The sequence below is a fragment of the Allobosea sp. CCNWLY174 genome, assembly GCF_037120455.1.
Lineage (GTDB): Bacteria > Pseudomonadota > Alphaproteobacteria > Rhizobiales > Beijerinckiaceae > Allobosea > Allobosea lupini.
The window spans coordinates 1-19053 of the sequence record NZ_JBBBBQ010000018.1 but is presented as its reverse complement, the minus strand read 5'-3'; the positions used below and the strand labels follow the sequence as shown (position 1 = coordinate 19053).

The 19053-nt window shown below is 66.4% G+C and carries 19 protein-coding genes; 11 read left to right on the top strand and 8 right to left on the bottom strand.

The window, feature by feature from the left end; translation table 11 throughout:
* Positions 1 to 4: 4 nt before the first annotated feature.
* Together V7S63_RS28160 and secB are read right to left on the bottom strand one after the other, a co-directional pair.
* Positions 5 to 748, bottom strand: a complete 744-nt coding sequence (locus V7S63_RS28160; protein ID WP_091835913.1) for a TerC family protein — start codon at positions 746 to 748, stop codon at positions 5 to 7.
* Between the two features lie 152 nt (positions 749 to 900).
* Entirely contained in the window at positions 901 to 1401 is a 501-nt protein-coding gene (gene secB, locus V7S63_RS28155; protein ID WP_425285444.1) for a protein-export chaperone SecB, read from the bottom strand.
* A 240-nt stretch (positions 1402 to 1641) separates the two neighbouring features.
* Between secB and V7S63_RS28150 the strand changes: the two genes are divergently transcribed.
* The 5 genes from V7S63_RS28150 to V7S63_RS28130 are packed head-to-tail and all read left to right on the top strand — an operon-like array spanning position 1642 to position 5517.
* Positions 1642 to 2367 carry a Tim44/TimA family putative adaptor protein gene (locus tag V7S63_RS28150; RefSeq protein WP_100961979.1) on the top strand — a complete coding sequence of 242 codons (726 nt, stop codon included), beginning with the start codon at positions 1642 to 1644 and terminating at the stop codon, positions 2365 to 2367.
* Complete coding sequence (gene mltA, locus V7S63_RS28145) at positions 2364 to 3527, top strand: murein transglycosylase A (RefSeq protein ID WP_336532750.1); 1164 nt, start codon at positions 2364 to 2366, stop codon at positions 3525 to 3527. Before V7S63_RS28150 ends, mltA begins: the two co-directional genes overlap by 4 nt.
* A 3-nt stretch (positions 3528 to 3530) precedes the next feature.
* Complete coding sequence (locus V7S63_RS28140; protein WP_100961981.1) at positions 3531 to 4088, top strand: Smr/MutS family protein; 558 nt, start codon at positions 3531 to 3533, stop codon at positions 4086 to 4088.
* A complete protein-coding gene (locus V7S63_RS28135) occupies positions 4088 to 4462 on the top strand; it encodes a helix-turn-helix domain-containing protein (protein WP_091835899.1) in 375 nt (124 codons plus the stop codon). Before V7S63_RS28140 ends, V7S63_RS28135 begins: the two co-directional genes overlap by 1 nt.
* Positions 4463 to 4518: 56 nt before the next feature.
* The gene (locus tag V7S63_RS28130; RefSeq protein WP_091835896.1) at positions 4519 to 5517 is read left to right on the top strand and encodes an adenosine kinase; all 999 of its coding nucleotides are present in this window, start codon (positions 4519 to 4521) and stop codon (positions 5515 to 5517) included.
* A gap of 18 nt (positions 5518 to 5535) precedes the next feature.
* On the opposite strand, the gene hemA is transcribed toward V7S63_RS28130, so the two are convergent.
* On the bottom strand, positions 5536 to 6747 hold the full coding sequence (hemA, locus tag V7S63_RS28125; protein ID WP_336532749.1) for a 5-aminolevulinate synthase: 1212 nt from the start codon (positions 6745 to 6747) through the stop codon (positions 5536 to 5538).
* Between the two features lie 183 nt (positions 6748 to 6930).
* Here hemA and V7S63_RS28120 point away from each other — a divergent pair, with 183 nt between their 5' ends.
* On the top strand, positions 6931 to 8562 hold the full coding sequence (locus tag V7S63_RS28120) for an HAL/PAL/TAL family ammonia-lyase (RefSeq protein ID WP_336532748.1): 1632 nt from the start codon (positions 6931 to 6933) through the stop codon (positions 8560 to 8562).
* Between the two features lie 120 nt (positions 8563 to 8682).
* On the opposite strand, the gene V7S63_RS28115 is transcribed toward V7S63_RS28120, so the two are convergent.
* The 3 genes from V7S63_RS28115 to rpsO all read right to left on the bottom strand — a co-directional run bounded on the left by V7S63_RS28115 (position 8683) and on the right by rpsO (position 12164).
* Complete coding sequence (locus tag V7S63_RS28115; RefSeq protein ID WP_336532747.1) at positions 8683 to 9312, bottom strand: pyridoxamine 5'-phosphate oxidase family protein; 630 nt, start codon at positions 9310 to 9312, stop codon at positions 8683 to 8685.
* A gap of 128 nt (positions 9313 to 9440) precedes the next feature.
* Positions 9441 to 11612, bottom strand: a complete 2172-nt coding sequence (gene pnp, locus V7S63_RS28110) for a polyribonucleotide nucleotidyltransferase (RefSeq protein ID WP_091835883.1) — start codon at positions 11610 to 11612, stop codon at positions 9441 to 9443.
* A 282-nt stretch (positions 11613 to 11894) separates the two neighbouring features.
* Positions 11895 to 12164 carry a 30S ribosomal protein S15 gene (gene rpsO, locus V7S63_RS28105; RefSeq protein ID WP_091836097.1) on the bottom strand — a complete coding sequence of 90 codons (270 nt, stop codon included), beginning with the start codon at positions 12162 to 12164 and terminating at the stop codon, positions 11895 to 11897.
* 255 nt (positions 12165 to 12419) lie between these two features.
* On the opposite strand from rpsO, the gene V7S63_RS28100 reads away from it, so the two are divergent.
* From V7S63_RS28100 to ligD, 3 genes are read left to right on the top strand one after another with little or no spacing between them, the layout of a single operon-like run.
* Entirely contained in the window at positions 12420 to 12662 is a 243-nt protein-coding gene (locus tag V7S63_RS28100) for a hypothetical protein (protein ID WP_091835880.1), read from the top strand.
* Positions 12662 to 13540 (top strand): non-homologous end joining protein Ku, encoded by an 879-nt coding sequence (ku, locus tag V7S63_RS28095; protein WP_336532746.1) that lies wholly within the window; start codon positions 12662 to 12664, stop codon positions 13538 to 13540. Before V7S63_RS28100 ends, ku begins: the two co-directional genes overlap by 1 nt.
* 18 nt (positions 13541 to 13558) lie before the next feature.
* Positions 13559 to 16105, top strand: a complete 2547-nt coding sequence (ligD, locus tag V7S63_RS28090) for a DNA ligase D (RefSeq protein WP_336532745.1) — start codon at positions 13559 to 13561, stop codon at positions 16103 to 16105.
* Here the strand turns inward: ligD and V7S63_RS28085 are convergent, their stop codons facing one another.
* A complete protein-coding gene (locus V7S63_RS28085) occupies positions 16106 to 16477 on the bottom strand; it encodes a winged helix-turn-helix transcriptional regulator (RefSeq protein ID WP_091835870.1) in 372 nt (123 codons plus the stop codon).
* Positions 16478 to 16595: 118 nt separating this feature from the next.
* Between V7S63_RS28085 and V7S63_RS28080 the strand changes: the two genes are divergently transcribed.
* On the top strand, positions 16596 to 17207 hold the full coding sequence (locus tag V7S63_RS28080; protein ID WP_336532744.1) for an NAD(P)-dependent oxidoreductase: 612 nt from the start codon (positions 16596 to 16598) through the stop codon (positions 17205 to 17207).
* A 39-nt stretch (positions 17208 to 17246) separates the two neighbouring features.
* On the opposite strand, the gene V7S63_RS28075 is transcribed toward V7S63_RS28080, so the two are convergent.
* Positions 17247 to 17633: an Atu4866 domain-containing protein gene (locus tag V7S63_RS28075; RefSeq protein ID WP_336532743.1), complete on the bottom strand. Its 387-nt coding sequence runs from the start codon at positions 17631 to 17633 to the stop codon at positions 17247 to 17249.
* A 300-nt stretch (positions 17634 to 17933) separates the two neighbouring features.
* Between V7S63_RS28075 and V7S63_RS28070 the strand changes: the two genes are divergently transcribed.
* Positions 17934 to 18833 (top strand): AraC family transcriptional regulator, encoded by a 900-nt coding sequence (locus V7S63_RS28070; protein WP_091835861.1) that lies wholly within the window; start codon positions 17934 to 17936, stop codon positions 18831 to 18833.
* Positions 18834 to 19053 lie beyond the last annotated feature (220 nt).

The following is a 19053-nucleotide window of genomic DNA, read 5'->3' as shown; positions in this document are numbered from 1 at the left end:
CTGGCTACTGCCCCTGTTTCCGGCTCGCCCGGCGCGACATCATGTTGAGGCCCTCGATCAGGGCCGAGAAGGCCATGGCAGCGTAGATGTAGCCCTTGGGGATATGGGCGCCGAAGCCCTCGCCGATCAGCGTGCCGCCAATCATCAGCAGGAAGCCGAGCGCCAGCATCACGATCGTCGGGTTCTTGTCGATGAAGCGAGCCAGCGGGTCGGCGGCGAGCAGCATCACCGCGACGGCGACCACGACGGCGATCACCATCACCGGAATATGCTCGGTCATGCCGACCGCGGTGATGATGCTGTCGATCGAGAAGACCAGGTCGAGCAGCAGGATCTGGAAGATCACGCCGCCGAAGGTCACGGCCGCGGCCGCACTGCCGTCGAACATGTCGGGCCCGTGATCGGGATCGACCTTGTGATGGATCTCCTTGGTCGCCTTCCAGACCAGGAACAGGCCACCGGCGATCAGGATGATGTCGCGCCAGGAAAAGGCCTTGCCGAAGACCGAGAACACCGGCGCGGTCAGCTGCACGATGAAGGCGACGGTCGAGAGCAGGCCGAGGCGCAGGATCAGCGCCAGGCCGATGCCGATCCGCCGTCCGCGCGAGCGCTGATGCTCCGGCAGCTTGTTGGTCAGGATCGAGATGAAGATGAGGTTGTCGATACCGAGGACGACCTCCATGGCGATCAGGGCGCCGAGCGCCACCCAGACTGCTGGATCGGCGGCGAGCGTCATAAGGGAATCCATGGAAGTCGTGTACCTCGCGGGAATGGCGCGCGGGGATGGCGCGCCTCTGGCCCGCGGGACATGGAAACGCCCGGGCGATTTTCAACGGTCGACCCAACAAAAAAGAGCCCATGAGGGCTCTTTCCTGTCGAATTCGTGATGTCGGACGCTATTCAGGCGTTCGGTGCGCCCTGCTGCGCCTGCAACTCTTCGAGGCGCTGGCGGTAGAGCTGGGCAAAGTCGATCGGGTCGATATAGAGCGGCGGGAAGCCGCCATTGCGGACAGCTTCGGCGACGATCGCCCGGGCGAACGGGAAAAGCAGGCGCGGGCAGTCGATCATCACGACCGCGTGCAGCTGTTCCTGCGGCACGCCGAGGATGCGGAAGACGCCGGCATAGCTGAGCTCGAACGCGAACAGCGTCTCGTCGTTAAGGGTCGCCTTGCCTTCGAGCGTCAGGATCGTTTCGACGTCGTTCTCGCCGAGCGCGTTGGCATGGACGTTGACCTGCAGGCCGATCTGCGGCCCACCCTGCTGTTGCTGCTGGGTCAGCGAGCGCGGAGCATTGGGGTTCTCGAAGGAGAGATCCTTGATGTACTGGACCAGCGTGTTGAGGCTGGGCCCCTGCTGGTCGGCGGCGGCGCCGTTGCCGTTTTCGTTGGCCATGGGTCCCATCATCATTGTCTATAAAACCATCGGGAAATTCCGTGCCAGGGCCGGAATTGCCCGGCAAGCGGCGGCGCCGGGCTCGCGTCGGCTATCATGGCGGCGGGGCCGGCACAAGCGACCCACGCTTTCGCGCCCTTGTCGCCTCCGGGGGTGGATGTTACGAGCCTCCCTCACCATATCCGTTCGTGACGGGCGACGACGTATGCCTGTGTGGGAACGAGTTTTCGAGGTTCGGATCAGCCGGCGATGCAGAATTTCGATATGACGACCCTGGTCTTCCTGGCCCTGGCCGTTTTCGTCGCCTGGAAACTGCGCTCGGTTCTGGGCCAGAAGACCGGGCACGAGAAGCCGCCGGCCGATCCGTTCGCACGGCGCGAGACGCCGCCGCTGCGCCCGGATCAGCCTGGCAATGGCGACAGACGCGACAATGTCGTCCGCTTGCCGGGCGCCGCCAACGACGCAGCAGCTGCCCCCGTGGCGGATGCCGAGCGCTGGAAGGACATTGCCGAGCCGGGCTCGCCCATCGCTGTCGGCCTCGACGCCATCCTCCGCCAGGAACCGCGCTTCGACGCGCCGGGCTTCCTCATCGGCGCGAAATCGGCCTATGAGACCATCGTCACCGCCTTCGCCCGCGGCGACCGCAAGACCTTGAAGGGCCTGCTCGCCAAGGAAGTTTATGACGGCTTCGAGCAGGCGATCGCCGAGCGCGAGAAGCGCGGCGAGAAGGCCGAGTCCAACTTCGTCTCGATCGACAAGGCGCAGATCGTTGGCGTCGACGTCAAGGGCAAGGCCGCCCAGGTCACCATCGCCTTCGTCTCGCAATTGATCAGCGCGGTCCGCGATGCGCAGGGCAACGTCGTCGACGGCAGCGCCGAGGCGGTCTCCGAGGTCAACGACGTCTGGACCTTTGCGCGCCAGCTCGGCAGCCGCGATCCGAACTGGCTGCTGGTCGCCACCGAATCGGCCGCGTGATCCGTGTCGTCGGTCTCGTTCTGGGGGTTCTGGTCGCAGGCCCGTCGATGACCGGCGCAAACGCCTCTCCCCCATCTCTGCCGCAGGGCGCCCGGGCCGAACCCGTGGCGCCCGCTTCGCTTGCCGGCTGGAGCGCCGACGATCAGCTTGCTGTGCTGCGGCTGTTCGCGCAGGGTTGCGAGACCGATCCGCCGCTGCGGCAGGGCGCCCCTGCGCCTGCGGCGCTGCCGGGGCTATGCACGCAGGCCGCAGCCCTGCTCGCCAAGGGCGATGTGAACCCGGATGTGGCCCGCCGCTTCTTCGCGGACAACTTCGCCTTCTGGCGCATCCGGCCGGCCGGTGCCGAACACGGCTTCATGACCGGCTATTTCGAGCCGGAATTCGAGGGCTCGCTGACCCGTTCCGACGCCTTCCCGACGCCGCTCTATGGCCGCCCGGCCGATCTCGTCACCAAGATGCCGGGCGATGATTGGCCCGGCCTCGACCCGGCCCTGACCTCGGCGCGCCGGACGGCGAGCGGCCTGGAGCCCTTCCCGGACCGTGCCGAGATCGAGGAAGGCGCGCTCGCCGGCCAGGGGCTCGAGATCCTCTTCATGCGCGATCCTGTCGATCGCTTCGTGCTGCAGGTCCAAGGCTCGGGCCGGATCCGCCTGCCGGACGGCAAGGTGACACGCCTGGTCTATGCCGGGCGCAACGGCCACCCCTACACCTCGCTCGGGCGCGAGCTGAGCCGGCGCGAGAACATCCCGCCCGAGCAGATGACGATGGACAAGCTCATCGCCCGGCTGAAGGCCGATGCCGGCTTTGCCCGCGACCTCATCCGGCTCAACCGCTCCTTCGTCTTCTATGCCCGCAACGACGATCTCCTCGCTGAGTCCGGCCCGATCGGCGGGGCCGGCCTGCCGCTGACCCCGCTGCGCAGCATCGCGGTCGACCGCTCGCTCTGGCCTTATGGCATGCCGGCCTGGATCGAGACCGAGATCCCCGACGGCAAGGGTGGCAGCGAGAAGCTGGCCCGGCTGATGCTCGCGCAGGATACGGGCACCGCGATCGTCGGGCCGGCGCGGATCGATCTCTTCGTCGGCTCCGGTGCGCAAGCGGGGCATCGCGCCGGCCTGATCCGGCATCCTGTCGATTTCATCGTACTTTGGCCGCGCTGAGCCATGCGCCGGCGCGGCAAGCTTCTTTCCGAGGCGGAACTCGCGCTCTGGCGCCAGGTCGCGCGCACGGTGAAGCCGCTGGCCGGCCGTGCACCGGTCGAGCCTGAACCGGAAGCAGCACGGCCCGAACCCGCGCCGATTGCGGACAACGTCTCGCCTCCAGCCATGTTGACACCAGCCCGGCCCGCCAAGCCGGCACCGCCGCCTCTGGTTCCGCTGGACCGGCGCCTGCGCACGCAATTGCGCCGCGGCCAGCAGGGCGTCGAGGCTGTCATCGACCTGCACGGCCTGCGCCAGGACGAGGCGCATTCGGCCTTGCGCGGCTTCCTGCGCCTGCAGCAGCAGCGCGGCGCCAGGCTTGTGCTGGTGGTGACCGGCAAGGGCATAGCCGGCGAGGTGCCTTATGGCGAGGAGAGGGGCATCCTGCGCCGCAACGTGCCGCATTGGCTGCGCCTTCCCGACCTGCGCCCGCTGGTGCTCGGCTTCGACGAGGCCGAGCAGCGACATGGCGGCGCAGGTGCGCTCTATATCCGCCTGCGTCGCAGCCGGGAGGTCGACTGATGACGCCGTTCGGCCGCCGCGTCCGTGAACTGCGTGCCGCCCGCGGCGTCACGCTGGCGCAGATGGCGCAGGCGCTCGGTGTCACCCCGGCCTATCTGTCGGCACTGGAGCACGGCAAGCGCGGCCAGCCCACCTTCACCCTGATCCAGAGCGCAATCCATCACCTCGGCGTGATCTGGGACGAGGCCGACGAATTGATCCGCCTCGCCGAGCTCTCTCACCCGCGCATCGTCATCGACACCGCCGGCCTCGAACCGGAAGCGACCCTGTTCGCCAATCGCCTCGCCCATGAGGTACAATGGCTCGGCCCGTCGGACCTGGCGGCGCTGACCTCGATCCTCGACAGTGCAGCGCGCAGGCGCGGAAGCGCTTGACCTGACCTGCCGGCAATGCAACACGCCGCCATCCTCCCGCCATCACGGATCGTTCAATGACCTCCAAGCGCTACGACGTGCTCGCCTTGGGCAACGCCATCGTCGACGTCTTCGCTTCGGCGGAGGAAGACTTCCTGATGAAGTACGAGCTGGTCAAAGGCTCGATGGCGCTGATCGACGAGCCGCGGGCCGAGCTGCTCTACGGCGCGATGGGCCCGGGCAAGGTGGTCTCGGGTGGCTCGGCCGCCAACACCATCGCCGGCCTCGCCTCCTTCGGCGGCAAGGGTGCCTTCATCGGCAAGGTCAAGGCCGACGAGCTCGGCAAGCTCTACCGTCACGACCTCACCTCGCTCGGGGTTGCCTTCGACACCGCCGCGGCGACCGACGGCCCGGCGACGGCACGCTCCTTCATCATCGTCACCCCCGATGGCGAGCGCACGATGAACACCTATCTCGGCGCCTGCCAGGGCCTGTCGCCGGCCGATGTCGATCCGGCCACTGTCGAGAACGCCGACATCGTCTATCTCGAAGGCTATCTCTGGGACCCGCCGGCGGCCAAGGACGCCTTCCGCAAGGCTTCCGAGATCGCCCACAAGGCCGGCGGCCGCGTCGCCATCACCTTGTCCGACTCTTTCTGCGTCGATCGCTACCGCGACGAATTCCTCGGCCTGATCCGCAACCGCATGGTCGACCTCGTCTTCGCCAACGAGCACGAGCTCAAGAGCCTGTATCAAAGCGCGGATTTCGACACGGCGCTGGCGGCTCTTCGGGCCGAGAACGTGCTTGCTGTCATCACCCGCTCGGAGAACGGCGCGCTGGCGCTGACGCCGGACGGCGTCGTGGCCGAGCCCGTCTTCCCGATCGAGCGCGTCGTCGATGCGACCGGCGCCGGCGATCTCTTCGCCGCGGGCTTCCTGCATGGCCTGACCTCGGGCCGCGAAGCGCGCGACTGCCTGCGGCTCGGTGCGCTTGCCGCCGCCGAGGTCATCAGCCATGTCGGCGCGCGCCCGGACGTCAACCTGAAGACGCTCGCCGGCAATAACGGTTTGCTCTGAGATGTGAGGGCGGGCGGCTCAGGCCGCCCGCTGCAGCCCCGTCGCGCTCCAGATCTCGCTGAGCGCGCCGACCAGGGTGGCGATGTCCTCGTCCGAATGCAGCGGCGTCGGCGTGATCCGCAGGCGCTCGGTGCCACGCGCCACGGTCGGGTAGTTGATCGGCTGGACGTAGATCGCAAAGCGCTCCAGCAACTCGTCGCTGATCCGCTTGCACAGGGCTGCATCGCCGACCATCACCGGCACGATATGGCTGGGATTGCTGAGATGCGGGATGCCGGCCCGGTCGAGCTGCCCGCGCAGCTTGCGGACACGGTCCTGCTGGCCCTGGCGCTCGGCCGAGCTCGTCTTGAGATGCCGGATCGCGGCCAGCGCGCCCGCGGCGAGCGCCGGCGGCAGCGAGCTCGAGAAGATGAAGCCCGAGGCGAAGCTGCGGATGAAGTCGCACAGCGCTGCAGAGCCGGTGACATAGCCGCCCATCACGCCGAAGGATTTCGCCAGCGTGCCCTCGATCAGGTCGAGCCGGTGGGTCAGCCCGTCGCGCTCGCTGACGCCGCCGCCACGGGCGCCGTAGAGCCCGACGGCATGGACCTCGTCGATATAGGTCAGCGCGCCGAATTCCTCGGCGAGATCGCAGAATTCGGCGACCGGCGCGATGTCGCCATCCATCGAATAGACCGATTCGAAAGCGATCAGCTTCGGCCGTGCCGGATCGATCGCCTGCAGCTTGCGGCGCAGATCCTGCGCGTCGTTATGGGCGAAGATCAGCTTCTCGGCGCGCGAATGCCGGATGCCCTCGATCATCGAGGCATGGTTGGCGGCGTCGGTCAGCACGACGCAGCCGGGAATGCGCGCGGCCAGCGTCGAGAGCGAGGCCCAGTTCGACATATAACCGGAGTTAAACAGCAGTGCCGCCTCCTTGCCGTGCAGATCGGCAAGCTCGCGCTCCAGCAGGACATGGTAGTGGTTTGTGCCGGCGATGTTGCGCGTGCCGCCTGCGCCTGCGCCGCAGGCATCGAGCGCTTCGCGCATCGCGGCGAGCACGGCGGGGTGCTGGCCCATGCCGAGATAATCGTTCGAGCACCAGACGGTGACCTCGCGCGACCCGTTCGGGCCGTGGAAGGCGGCGCGCGGAAAGCGGCCGGCGCGGCGCTCCAGATCGGCGAAGACGCGGTAGCGGCCCTCGGCCTTGAGGCCGTCGAGCTCGCTGCGGAAAAAGGCCTCGAAATCCATTGGGGAGCCTCCTGGCGCCACCTTTGAGGGATTCCAGGCACAGGGTAAAGGCGCGCCGATGTCGCGCCGCAGTAAGGCCGCGTCGCATCGTGCAAGGTCCTTTTCGCTTCCGGCAGGGAATGGGCCTTTCCCTTTGACGCGCTCGCCCTTTAGATCGTCGGCAAAGCTGACGAGGACCAGGCGATGGCGGTAACGATCGACGGACGAACCCTGAAGGGTAGGCAGGTGCTGCGCGTGGCGCGGCCCGGCGCCTCCGGCCGCTATGAGAAGGCGACCTTGGCCAAATCGGCCCGCGAGGCGATCGCGGCGACGCGCGCCCATATCGACGCCAATTTCATGAACGACGAAGCGCCGTTCATGTACTCCTTCAACACCGGCGTCGGCCTGTTCAAGGACCAGCGCGTGCTGATGTCGGAAATGACCGAATATCAGCGCAAGAGCGTCTACGCCCACGCCACCGGCATCGGCGAGCCCTTCGCGGAGGATGTCACGCGCGCCACCATGCTGCTGCGCGCCAATGCCTTCGCCTCGAACTATTCCGGCCCGCAGGTCGCCCTGGTCGAGCGCCTGCTCGCCTGCCTCAATGCCGGCATCCACCCGGTGATCCCGCAGAAGGGCTCGGTCGGCGCCTCCGGCGACCTCGCTCCGCTCGCCCATATGTCGGCCGCGGTCTGCGGCTTCGAGGAGGCGGAGGCGGTCTACAAGGGCAGGCGGATGAAGGCCCGCGACGCGCTGGCCAAGGCCGGGCTCGAGCCCGACTTCAAGCTCGGCGCCAAGGATGCCTCGGCCCTGATCAACGGGTCGACGGTATCGCTGGCACTCGGCGTGCTCGCGACCGAGGACGCCAAGCGGCTGATCAAGGCCGCCGATATCGGTCTTGCCCTCTCGCTCGAAGCGATGCGCGGGGAGCTTGCCGCCTTCGATCCGCGCGTCCATGCCGCCCGCCCGCATCCTGGCCAGGCCCTGGTCGCGCGCAACCTGCTCAAGATCACGCAGGGTTCGAAGCGCTGCTCGGCCTCGGCCCGCGAGACGATCTATCCCGACGAAATCGGCCGCACGCCAGGCAAGCCGCCGGCCCCGCGCGTGCAAGACGTCTATTCGCTGCGCTGCGCCCCGCAGGTGCATGGGCCCGCCCGCGAGGCGCTCGATTATGTCTCGCGCATCATCGCGACCGAGACCAATTCGGCGACCGACAACCCGCTCATCTTCCCCGAGGATGACGGCTACCGCGTCATTTCCGGCGGCCATTTCCACGGCCAGTATGTCGCGCAGGCGATGGACCTGCTCGCCATCGCCATGACCGACCTGGGCTCGATCTGCGAGCGTCGCCTCGCCCGCCTGGTCGACCCGACGCTGAGCTATGGCCTGCCGCGCAACCTGCTCGCCGGCAAGCGCGGCCTCAATACCGGCTTTGCGACCGTGCAGTGCTCGATGTCGGCGCTGGTGATGGAGAACCGCACGCTGTCCTCGCCCGGCTCGGTCGACTCGATCCCCGGCAAGTCGAATGCCGAGGACCATGTCTCGAACTCGACCTGGTGCGGCCGCAAGGCGCGCACGATCGTCGAGAATGTCGAGATGATCATCGCGGCCGAGATCCTGATGGCCTGCCAGGCACTCTCGCTGATCGCCGAGACCGCCAAGGCCCATCCGCTCGGAAAGGGCACGCAGGCGGCTCTGGATGCGCTGCGCGAGACGATCCCGCCGGCGCTCGACGGCGACCGCTGGTACGCCGCCGAGATGAACCAGGCGACGGCTCTGGTGCGCTCCGGCGCGATCGTCGAGGCGGTCGAGGCGGCTGTGGGGGGACTGGAGTAAATCCCCAACCGTAGTCATCCTGGACAAGCCGCGAAGCGGCGCCGATCCGGGATCCATTCCTGAACCGTTCCGGAATGGATCCCGGGTCTCCCTGCGGTCGCCCGGGACGACTCGCGCCTATCAGTACAGCGTCGCCCTGACCCGCTCCGGCAGCGCCTTGTCATAAGCGTCGCCATCGAACGCTTCCGTCGCTCGCCCCGAGATGTCGCGCAGGATCGTGCCGGCGCTCGGCAGCGAGCGCTTGTCGACTTGCGCCGCGGGGTTCCAGAGATCGGCCCGCACCACCGCTCGCGAGCACTGGAAATAGGCGGCCTCGACCGTGACCACGATCACGCAGGCCGGCAGCTTCCCCGCCATCTCGAAGCGCGCACACAGCTCCGGATCGGTCGAGAGCACCGCGGTGCCGTTCACACGCAGGGTTTCGCCGTAACCGGGGATCAGAAAGAGTATTCCGATTCGATTGTCGGACAGAAGATTCTTCAATGAATCCAGTCTGTTATTGCCTCTTCTGTCCGGAATCAGCAGCGTTTTGGCGTCGCTGACGGTGACAAAGCCCGGCTGATCCCCACGCGGTGAGCAATCCAGCCCCTCCGGACCATTGGTCGCGAGCACGAAAAACGGCGACGCCGCGATCAGCGCGCCGTAGTTGGCGTCGATGTGATCGATCTCCTTGATGACCGAGGCCGGTGCGACCGGATTCGGATAGACCACGGCGAGCTGATCAAGCGACGTTATGCGATGGGGGGTCATGCCAGCCTCCGAAGACAATAAGTCTAGACTATTCGACTTCGCTGCGACGCACCAGAGGGACCCCAAAAGAAAACGCCCCGCACCATCAGGTGCGGGGCGTCTGATTCACGTGAAACGCCGATCGCGGATCAGTCCTCGGCGCCCTGGCGCTCGCGGGACTTCTCGGCCTCGCGCTCCGCCTTCAGCTTCTCGGTGATGTCCTCGCCGGTGGTCTGGTCGACCACCTTCATCGACAGGCGCACCTTGCCGCGCTCGTCCATGCCGAGGAACTTGACCTTGACCTTGTCGCCTTCCTTGACGACGTCCTGCACCTTCTGGACCCGGCGCGGGGCCAGCTCCGAGATGTGGACGAGACCGTCCTTGGCGCCGAAGAAGTTCACGAAGGCGCCGAACTCCATGACCTTCACGACGGTGCCGTCATAGATCATGCCCGGCTCGGCTTCGGAGACGATCGACTTGATCCACTTGATCGCCGCTTCGATCGACTTGCCGTCGGCCGAGGCGATCTTGATGGTGCCGTCGTCCTCGATGTTGACCTTGGCGCCGGTCTTCTCGACGATCTCGCGAATGACCTTGCCGCCCGAACCGATGACTTCGCGGATCTTGTCGACCGGGATCTTCATCGTCTCGATGCGCGGCGCATACTCGCCGAGCTGGCCACGCGAGGCCGACAGCGCCTTGTTCATCTCGCCGAGGATGTGATCGCGACCGCCCTTGGCCTGGTCGAGGGCGACCTTCATGATCTCCTCGGTGATGCCGGCGATCTTGATGTCCATCTGCAGCGAGGTGATGCCCTCGGCGGTGCCGGCGACCTTGAAGTCCATGTCGCCGAGATGGTCCTCGTCGCCGAGGATGTCGGAGAGCACCGCGAAGCGCTCGCCTTCCAGGATCAGGCCCATGGCGATGCCCGCGACCGGTGCCTTCAGCGGCACGCCGGCATCCATCAGCGCCAGCGAGGTGCCGCAGACGGTAGCCATCGAGGACGAACCGTTCGACTCGGTGATCTCCGAGACGACGCGGATCGTGTAGGGGAACTCCGACTTCGCCGGCAGCATCGGGCGAATGGCGCGCCAAGCGAGCTTGCCATGGCCGATTTCGCGACGGCCGGGCGAACCCATGCGGCCGGCTTCACCCACCGAATAGGGGGGGAAGTTGTAGTGCAGCAGGAAGGTCTCCTTGTAGGTGCCTTCCAGCGAGTCGATGAACTGCTCGTCGTCGCCGGTGCCGAGCGTGGTCACAACCAGCGCCTGGGTCTCGCCGCGGGTGAACAGCGCCGAACCGTGGGTGCGCGGCAGGATGCCGGCTTCCGAGACGATCTTGCGGACCGTCTTCAGGTCGCGGCCGTCGATGCGGACGCCGTCGTCGAGGATGGTCCAGCGCACCACCTTGGCCTGGGCTTCCTTGAACTGGCCGGCGACCTGTTCCTTGGTGAAGGTGGTCTTGCCGTCCGGCGTCTCGGAGACGAGCGCCTGAACCTTGGCCTTGGCGGCGTCCAGCGCCTTGTAGCGCTCGGCCTTGGTGGTGATCTTGTAGGCGGCGCGGATATCCGCATCGACCAGCTTCAGCACCGCCTCGAGCACGACCGAATTGTCGGCCGGCACGTAGTCGCGCGGCTCCTTGGCGGCCTTCTCTGCCAGGCGAATGATCGCGTCGATCACCGGCTGGAAGTGCTTGTGGCCGAACATCACGGCGCCGAGCATGACCTCCTCGGAGAGCTGCTTGGCCTCCGACTCGACCATCAGGACGGCGTCGGGCGTGCCGGCGACGACGAGATCGAGCTGCGATTCCTTGATCTCGTCGACCAGCGGGTTGAGCTTGTAAGCGCCGTCGAAATAGCCGACGCGGGCAGCGCCGACCGGGCCCATGAACGGCACGCCGGAGAGCGTCAGCGCGGCGGAGGCCGCAACCATGGCGACGATGTCGGGGTCGTTCTCGAGGTCATGCTGCAGCACGGTGCAGACGACCTGCGTCTCGTTGCGATAGCCTTCGACGAAGAGCGGGCGGATCGGCCGGTCGATCAGGCGCGAAACCAGCGTCTCCTTCTCGGTCGGGCGTCCCTCGCGCTTGAAATAGCCGCCGGGAATGCGGCCGGCGGCGAAGGTCTTTTCCTGGTAGTTCACCGTCAGCGGGAAGAAGTCGATCCCGGGCTTGGGCGACTTGGCGGAGACGACGGTCGCGAGCACCACGGTCTCGCCATAGGTGGCGAGCACGGCGGCATCGGCCTGGCGGGCGATTTTGCCGGTTTCGAGCACGAGCTTGCGCCCGCCCCAGATCAGCTCTTCGGTCTGTACATCGAACATAGAGTTTTCTTTCGGTCGGATGCGATCCGTCCGGCGTCGATCGTGCCCATGGGCAAGACGGCTAAACGTCCGGGAGGTGCTTGCAGGAAGCGCGCCCGGGCGCTCGGCGATCCTGCCATGAGCGTCGCTGACGCCGGCGGATCATGCGGGAAGCCGCCCCATGCGGTTGCCGCACTGGAATGGGAGGTCGCGTCATTGCGGCGCTCCCGGATTGAGGCCGATCAATTGGCCCCTAGCAGAACCGCCCGGAGCAGCGAGGCACCGGGCGGAATTCCGTCTCGATCAGCGGCGGATGCCGAGCTTCTCGATCAGCGTCTTGTAGCGCGCCTCTTCCTTGCCCTTGAGGTAGTCGAGCAGGGAGCGGCGCTGCGAGACCAGCTTGAGCAGGCCGCGACGCGAATGGTTGTCCTTGGTGTGGGACTTGAAGTGGCCGGTCAGGTTGTTGATGCGCTCGGTGAGGATCGCGACCTGGACTTCCGGCGAGCCGGTATCGTTCGGCTTGGTGGCATGTTCCTTGATGAGCGCGGTCTTGCGCTCGGCAGTGATCGACATCGTGATGTCCTTTGGTTCGGTGTTGATCTGGCGGGCCAGGCCGGGATGTCGTCCAGCAAGGTCCGAAGCCCGCATCCGCTTCATCGCGGAAGGAATGCGCAGCCGGCTGTCGGGCCGGTTGCCCGGGCATATACACGAAATCCAGGGAAACGCTAGGGTGCTGCAGCGCAGCACGGGGAAAGCGCAGCTCTCGGAACCTCTGTTGGCTCCGCAGGTTGACTTGTCGCAGGTTTCCAAACCCGGGAGCAGCGTATCATGCCCGCCATGCCGAAGGACCGCCTCATCGCCGCGCTCGGAGCCCAGCTTCGGGCAGAGCGCGAGACCCGCGATGCGCTCCGCGACGTGATCGCCAATGGTCAGCTCGACCGCGAGGTCCTGCTCGCAATCCTCTCGGATCCGGTGCCGATCGTGACCCGCGACGAGATTGTCAGGGCCGAAGCCTGGCTGCGCGGCCTGCCGCCGGCCTTGCCCGCCCCGCCCAAGCTGAGGGCGGCCTGATGGCGCCCCGGCCGGCCTGGAAGGGCTATCTCAAGCTCTCGCTGGTCTCCTGCGCCGTCGAATTGACCTCGGCGACTGACCATAGCGAGAAGGTGTCCTTCCGCGTCATCAACCGCAAGACCGGCAACACGGTCAGGCGCCAATATATCGATAGCGTCAGCGGCAAGCCGGTCGATACCGACGACGAGGTCAAGGGCTACGAGATCGGCGGCGACGAATACCTGCTGATCGAGGAAGACGAGATCGATGCGGTCCAGATCGAGAGCTCGCACACACTCTCGATCGAGCAATTCGTCGACCGCGCCGCGATCCCGCAGATCTATTTCGACCAGCCCTATTATCTCAGCCCCTCCGACGAGGTTTCGGAGGAAGCCTTCGCCGTGATCCGCGAGGCCATGGCGAAGCAGAAGAAGGCCGGCATCGCGCGCATCGTGCTCTATCGCCGCGAGCGTCCGGTGATGATCGAGCCCTTCGACAAGGGACTGCTGCTGACCACGCTGCGCTACGACAAGACCGTGCGCCAGCCGGACGAGATCTTCGACGGCCTGAAGAAGGGCAAGCTCGACGAGGAACTGGTCGAGCTCGCCACGCACATCATCGAGAAGAAGCAGGCGAAGTTCGATCCGAGCGGCTTCGAGGACCGGTATGAGGAGGCGCTGCTCGAGCTGATCGCGGCCAAGCGCAAGGGCAAGAAGCCGCCGGTGGCGAAGCCGGCCGAGCGCCCCTCCAACGTCGTCAATCTGTTCGAGGCGCTGAAGAAGAGCCTTGGCGAGGAAAGCGGTTCGCCCGGCAAGTCGGCGGCTCGCGAAAGGAAACCGGCGAGCGCGCGCAAGCCGACGAAGAAGACCGCTGCCGGCAAGGCCAAAAAGAGCGCCTGACGCGCGTCGGAGGGCGCCATGGCCAATCTCAACCTCTACCGTTCGAAGCGTGATTTCTCCCGCACACGTGAGCCTAAAGGGGCTGTCAGCCGCCGCAAGGCAGCCCGGAGCGGCGGCGCCTTCGTCATACACAAGCACGCCGCGCGCCGTCTCCACTACGATCTCAGGCTCGAGCATGACGGCGTGCTCTGGTCCTGGGCGGTGACGCGCGGGCCGAGCCTCGATCCGGCCGAGAAGCGCCTCGCCGTCCATGTCGAGGACCACCCGCTTGAATACGGCGCTTTTGAAGGCACGATTCCGGAAGGCGAGTACGGTGCCGGCTCGGTCGTCATCTGGGATGAGGGCAAATGGGTCCCGGAAGGCGACCCTGTCCGCGGCATGGAGAAGGGCCATCTCGCCTTTGCGCTCGAAGGCCACAAGCTCGGCGGCCACTGGCATCTGGTCAGGTTGAAGCCACGGCGTGGCGAGAGGAGCGACAACTGGCTGCTGATCAAGGTCGACGACGATTTTGCCCGCGACGACGAGGACATCCTCGAGACCGCGCCTGATTCGGTGAAATCCGGCCGCAGCGTCGAGGAAGTCGGCGAGGATCCCGTAGGCGACGTCTGGTCGACCGATGAGAAGCCCGCGAAGGGGCGCAAGCCCAAGGGCGCAAAGGCCAAGACCGCCACGGCAAAACCAGCGAAGGCCAAGGCGGCCCGCCGCTCACAGAAAGCCGATGGTGAGTCGCTACCGCCTTTCGTCGAGCCCTGTCTCGCGACCTTGCAGGACAAGCCCCCGGCCGGCGACGCCTGGCTGCATGAGGTCAAGTTCGACGGCTATCGCCTGCAGGCGCGCATCTCCGCCGGCAAGATCAAGCTGCTCACCCGCTCCGGGCTCGACTGGACCGAGCGCTTCGGCGAGCGCATCGCCGATGCACTGGCTGCGCTGCCTTGCGAGACCGCGTTGATCGACGGCGAGGTCGTGGCGTTGGGCGAGAACGGCATCTCCTCCTTTTCCGCGCTTCAGGCCGCGCTGTCGGAGGGGAAGACTGCGAACCTCGTCTTCTTCGCCTTCGACTTGCTCCATCTCGATGGCGCAAACCTGCAAACCGAGCCGCTGCTCGCCCGCAAGGAGCAGCTGGAAGAGCTGCTCAAGGTCGCCGACGTGGACTCGCCGCTGCGTTATTCCGAGCATTTCCTCGAGCCGGGCCAGACCATGCTGCGCCACGCCTGCCGCATGGGACTGGAGGGCGTGATCTCCAAGCGCGCCGAAGCGCCCTATCGCAGCGGCCGCGGGCGCGACTGGATCAAGTCGAAATGTACGCAGCGCCAGGAATTCGTCATCGCCGGCTATGTGCCGTCGAAAGCCTCGCGCAATCAGCTCGGCTCCCTCGTTCTCGGCTATCACGAGGATGGCGAGCTGAAGCCTGCGGGCCGCGTCGGCACCGGCTTTACCCGCAACTCCGCAGCCGCGTTGAAGAAGACGCTCGACGCCATCGCCGCAAAAGCCTCGCCATTCCGCGGCGAAGCTGGACGTGAGCGTGGTATCGTCTGGGTGAAGCCCGAACTCGTGGCAGAGATCGCTTTCGGTTCCTGGACGGCCTCGAAGACGCTCCGGCACTCGGCTTTCCTCGGCCTGCGCGAGGACAAGCCGGCCGATGAAGTCGTCGCGGAGAAGCCGGTCAAGGCCGAAGCGAAGAAGGCCCAGCGTGCGACGAAGACCAGCCGCAAGGCCGGCCCGGAGACGACCGTGACGCTGAGCAATCCCGACAAGCTGCTCTGGCCCGACATCGGTTTCAGCAAGCAGGATCTGCTCGACTACTACGCCCGCGTCTGGGAGCGCATGGCACCTTTCGTGGTGGACCGCCCCCTCAGCCTGTTGCGGGCGCCCGATGGCGTCGGCGGGCAGGTCTTCTTCCAGAAGCACGCTGGCGCCGGCCTGCATAAGGCGGTGGCGCGGATGAAGGACAAGGATGGCGAGGAGCTTCTGTTCATCCGCGATTTCGACGGGCTCGCGGCGCTCGTCCAGCTCGGCACCGTCGAAGTCCACGTCTGGGGCGCAAAAATCGATGCGGTCGAGATGCCGGACCAGATCATCTTCGATCTCGATCCCGACAAGGGCGTGCCGATGGAGCGTGTGCGCGAGGCGGCGCTCACCGTACGCGAGCGCCTCGACGAGCTCGGCTTCGAGAGCTTTCTCAAGACCTCCGGCGGCAAGGGCTTCCATGTCGTCCTGCCGCTGAAGCCGAAAGCGGATTGGGACGCGGTCAAGGGCTTCGCCCGCGACTTCGCCAAGGCGATGGAGCAGGCCGAGCCGAAGCTCTACACCGCCACGCTCTCGAAGAAGGCGCGCAAGGGCCGCATCTTCATCGACTATCTCAGGAATGGCCGCGGCTCGACCGCGATCGCGCCGTTCTCGACAAGGGCGCGGCCCGGCGCCGCGGTGGCCATGCCGGTCGCCTGGGAGCTGCTGGAGAAGGATCTGGCGCCCGATGCCTACAAGGCTCCAGAGGTCACGAAGAAGGGACCGCCTGACGACGCCTGGGCCGCTTTCTTCAAGCCGAAGCGAGCACTGAAGCGCTGATCAGGCGGCGATGTCGCCGCGATCGTAGCGGCGCTGCGCTTCCTCGACCTCGCCGATATGGGCCTCGGCCCATTGCGTCAGCGCCGCGACCGTACCGGCGAGCGTGCGCCCGAGCGGTGTCAGCGAGTATTCGACCGTGACCGGCACGGTCGGGAAGGCCCGGCGTGAGATCAGCCCGTCGCGCTCCAGGCTCTTCAGCGTCTGCGACAGCATCTTCTGTGAGATCGAGTCGATCCGCCGGCGCAATTCGTTGAAGCGCAACGTCTCCTGCTCGAGCAGGATCAACACCAGAACCGCCCATTTGTCGCCGATGCGGTCGAGCACCTGCCGCGTCGGGCAGCGGGCGTTGAAGGCGTCGGGGCGATGAAGCATGGCGGTTTCCAGCAGGTGACCTTGTGGCGTGAAAGTGCCTTCTTGAGAGAAAGTCGCATGGCTGCCATCTGGTGTCCATCGGGATGTAGGTTCCCAACGGATACTAGGGAAGATCACCATGAAGATTGCTCTCATCGGCGCCACCGGCTTCATCGGCTCGCGCCTGCTCGCCGAGCTGACCAGCCGCGGCCACGAGGTCACCGCCATCGTCCGCAATCCCGAAAAGGTGCCGCAAGGCGCGGGCATCGTGGCGGAGAAGGGCGATGTCTACGACAAGGACGGGCTCGCTGCGCTGCTCGCTGGCCATGACGCGGTGATCAGCTCGGTGCACTACACCGCCAGCGATCCGGCGGTTCTGCTCGCGGCGGTCAAGCAGTCCGGCGTGAAGCGCTATCTCGTCGTCGGCGGCGCCGGCAGCCTCGAGGTCGCGCCGGGCGTCAAGCTGTTCGACACCAAGGAATTCCCGGCACTCTATCTCGACGAGGCCAGGAAGGGCGGCGCCTATCTCGATCAGCTGAAGGGCGAGAGCGATCTCGACTGGACCTTCCTCTCGCCCTCCGCCCTGATCGACCCGGGCGAGCGCACCGGCAAGTTCCGCCTCGGCAAGGACGAGCTCCTGGTCGACGATAACGGCCAGAGCCGGATCTCGGCCGAGGACTATGCCATTGCCCTGGTCGACGAGCTGGAAAAGCCGGCGCATTCGCGCCGGCGCTTTACCGTCGGCTACTGAGACGGGACCTGCTAGCGTCCCCTCTCAGCATGGGCGCCGTTACCGGCCAGATTGCATCAGTCTGGCCGGGGCCAGCTGCAAAATCCGGCGGAAACGCTTCTCGCCGAAGGCGAGCTGGCCGCGGCGCAGTTCGCCGCTCCAGACATGGCCGGCGTCGCTCTCGAAATAGAGCTGCGACGCATCGACCTCGTAGCGGCCGCCATGACCCGGTGCCTGGTCGCGCTGCTTGCCGAAGCGGCCATTGGGACGAAGATCGAGCCGGATGGCGCCATCCTCGCTGACCCAGCGGCCGAGCACGGCGAGTTCGGCCTTGGTCAGCGGCTCCGGAAGCTCGAGATCGATCTCGAGCGGACGAACCGACGGCTTGGTCGGCACGATGATCGACGCGATCGCGCCAAGCGACTGGAAGACCTGGTTGAAGGGCATGATGATCTCCTTTCGTTCAGGTTGTTGGGCGGTGCGGATAGCGCCGCCTTTGACAGGAATATGTCAGTAGCGGGCGGCTCGGGGCGCCAGGGCGTTCCGCTCCTGGGTCCGTTGGTCGACGACGCTGCCGGTATGGCGGGACAATGCACCGGAGCGAGGCTGGAGCGGTAGACCGATCCGCCGCGATCATTGCCTGATCCTCCAGCGCTGCAGCCCACCCATGGCAAAGCACAACCAATTCCTTATATGGAACTCCAGGCAGCTGGGCCGTCTTCCAGCGACCTGCCAGGAGGTCGGCACATGTCCCAGGTCGAGGAACTCGCCAGGTTGATCGCGCGCTTTGCGCCGAGCGACGGCGTCCACCAGACCGCGATCCCGCGCTTGAAGGTCGTCCGTCTCTCGCAACCCAGCGAGCCGATGCATGGCCTGCACGAGCCGGCGCTTTGCATCATCGCCCAGGGCGCCAAGCAGGTGATTCTGGGCGACCAGATCTATCGCTACGACGCCGCCCATTGCCTCGTCGTCTCGCTCGACCTGCCGGTCATCGGCCAGGTGATCGAGGCGACTCCGGAAGAGCCCTATCTCTGCGTCAAGCTCGAGCTGGATCCGGCCGCCATCGGCGCTCTGATGCTGGAAGCGCCGCCGCTGACCGAGCGGGAATTGTCATCCGGTCCGGGCCTGACAGTCGGACCGATGACTCCAGCCTTGCGCGACGCCGTGATCAGGCTGACCAGCCTGTTGGAGGCTCCCGCAGACATTGCGGTGCTGGCGCCGCTGGTCGAGCGCGAGATCCTCTATCGCCTGCTCACCGGAGAGCAGGCGGCGCGCCTGCGCCAGGTCGCGGTGGCGGAGAGCAAGCTGCAGCAGGTCAACCGCGCCATCGCCTGGATCAAGCGCAATTACCGTAGCCCCTTCAGCGTCGAAATCGTCGCGGCTGAGGCGCGGATGAGCCCTTCGGCGCTGCACCAGCATTTCAAGGCGGTAACGGCAATGAGCCCGCTGCAGTACCAGAAGCAGCTGAGATTGCAGGAAGCCCGCCGGCTGATCCTGGCCAGGGCGCATGACGCTGCCTCGGCCGGATTCCAGGTAGGCTATGAGAGCCCCTCGCAGTTCAGCCGGGAATATAGCCGCCTGTTCGGCGCTCCGCCGCTGCGTGATGTCGCGCGCCTGCGCGGTGCCTCGGCGGCTGACGCCGCCTAGAGCATTTCCGTGCTTCTCCGAATCGCGGAAATGCTCCAGGTCTTTGTTTTATCGCATTTTCTTCACGCGAACCGGTATCCACCTCGCTTGAGAATGCTCTAGAATTCCTCCCATCCCGCATCGCTGGCGCGTCCGTTCGCGGTCTTCCGGGGCTGGGGCGCAGCGGCCTTGCTCTGGGCGAAGGCGGCTTCGGCGAGCTGGCGCAAACGCTCCGGCTCGG

Coding starts and splice junctions, on each gene's coding strand:
- V7S63_RS28070 (WP_091835861.1), top strand. CDS start 17,934: ATGTCCCAGGTCGAGGAACTCGCCAGGTTGATCGCGCGCTTTGCGCCG.
- V7S63_RS28130 (WP_091835896.1), top strand. CDS start 4,519: ATGACCTCCAAGCGCTACGACGTGCTCGCCTTGGGCAACGCCATCGTC.
- rpsO (WP_091836097.1), bottom strand. CDS start 12,164: ATGTCGATCACTGCCGAGCGCAAGACCGCGCTCATCAAGGAACATGCC.
- V7S63_RS28120 (WP_336532748.1), top strand. CDS start 6,931: ATGGCGGTAACGATCGACGGACGAACCCTGAAGGGTAGGCAGGTGCTG.
- pnp (WP_091835883.1), bottom strand. CDS start 11,612: ATGTTCGATGTACAGACCGAAGAGCTGATCTGGGGCGGGCGCAAGCTC.
- V7S63_RS28080 (WP_336532744.1), top strand. CDS start 16,596: ATGAAGATTGCTCTCATCGGCGCCACCGGCTTCATCGGCTCGCGCCTG.
- V7S63_RS28075 (WP_336532743.1), bottom strand. CDS start 17,633: ATGCCCTTCAACCAGGTCTTCCAGTCGCTTGGCGCGATCGCGTCGATC.
- ligD (WP_336532745.1), top strand. CDS start 13,559: ATGGCCAATCTCAACCTCTACCGTTCGAAGCGTGATTTCTCCCGCACA.
- V7S63_RS28115 (WP_336532747.1), bottom strand. CDS start 9,312: ATGACCCCCCATCGCATAACGTCGCTTGATCAGCTCGCCGTGGTCTAT.
- hemA (WP_336532749.1), bottom strand. CDS start 6,747: ATGGATTTCGAGGCCTTTTTCCGCAGCGAGCTCGACGGCCTCAAGGCC.
- V7S63_RS28135 (WP_091835899.1), top strand. CDS start 4,088: ATGACGCCGTTCGGCCGCCGCGTCCGTGAACTGCGTGCCGCCCGCGGC.
- secB (WP_425285444.1), bottom strand. CDS start 1,401: ATGGGACCCATGGCCAACGAAAACGGCAACGGCGCCGCCGCCGACCAG.
- V7S63_RS28160 (WP_091835913.1), bottom strand. CDS start 748: ATGGATTCCCTTATGACGCTCGCCGCCGATCCAGCAGTCTGGGTGGCG.
- V7S63_RS28100 (WP_091835880.1), top strand. CDS start 12,420: ATGCCCGCCATGCCGAAGGACCGCCTCATCGCCGCGCTCGGAGCCCAG.
- V7S63_RS28150 (WP_100961979.1), top strand. CDS start 1,642: ATGCAGAATTTCGATATGACGACCCTGGTCTTCCTGGCCCTGGCCGTT.
- V7S63_RS28085 (WP_091835870.1), bottom strand. CDS start 16,477: ATGCTTCATCGCCCCGACGCCTTCAACGCCCGCTGCCCGACGCGGCAG.
- ku (WP_336532746.1), top strand. CDS start 12,662: ATGGCGCCCCGGCCGGCCTGGAAGGGCTATCTCAAGCTCTCGCTGGTC.
- V7S63_RS28140 (WP_100961981.1), top strand. CDS start 3,531: ATGCGCCGGCGCGGCAAGCTTCTTTCCGAGGCGGAACTCGCGCTCTGG.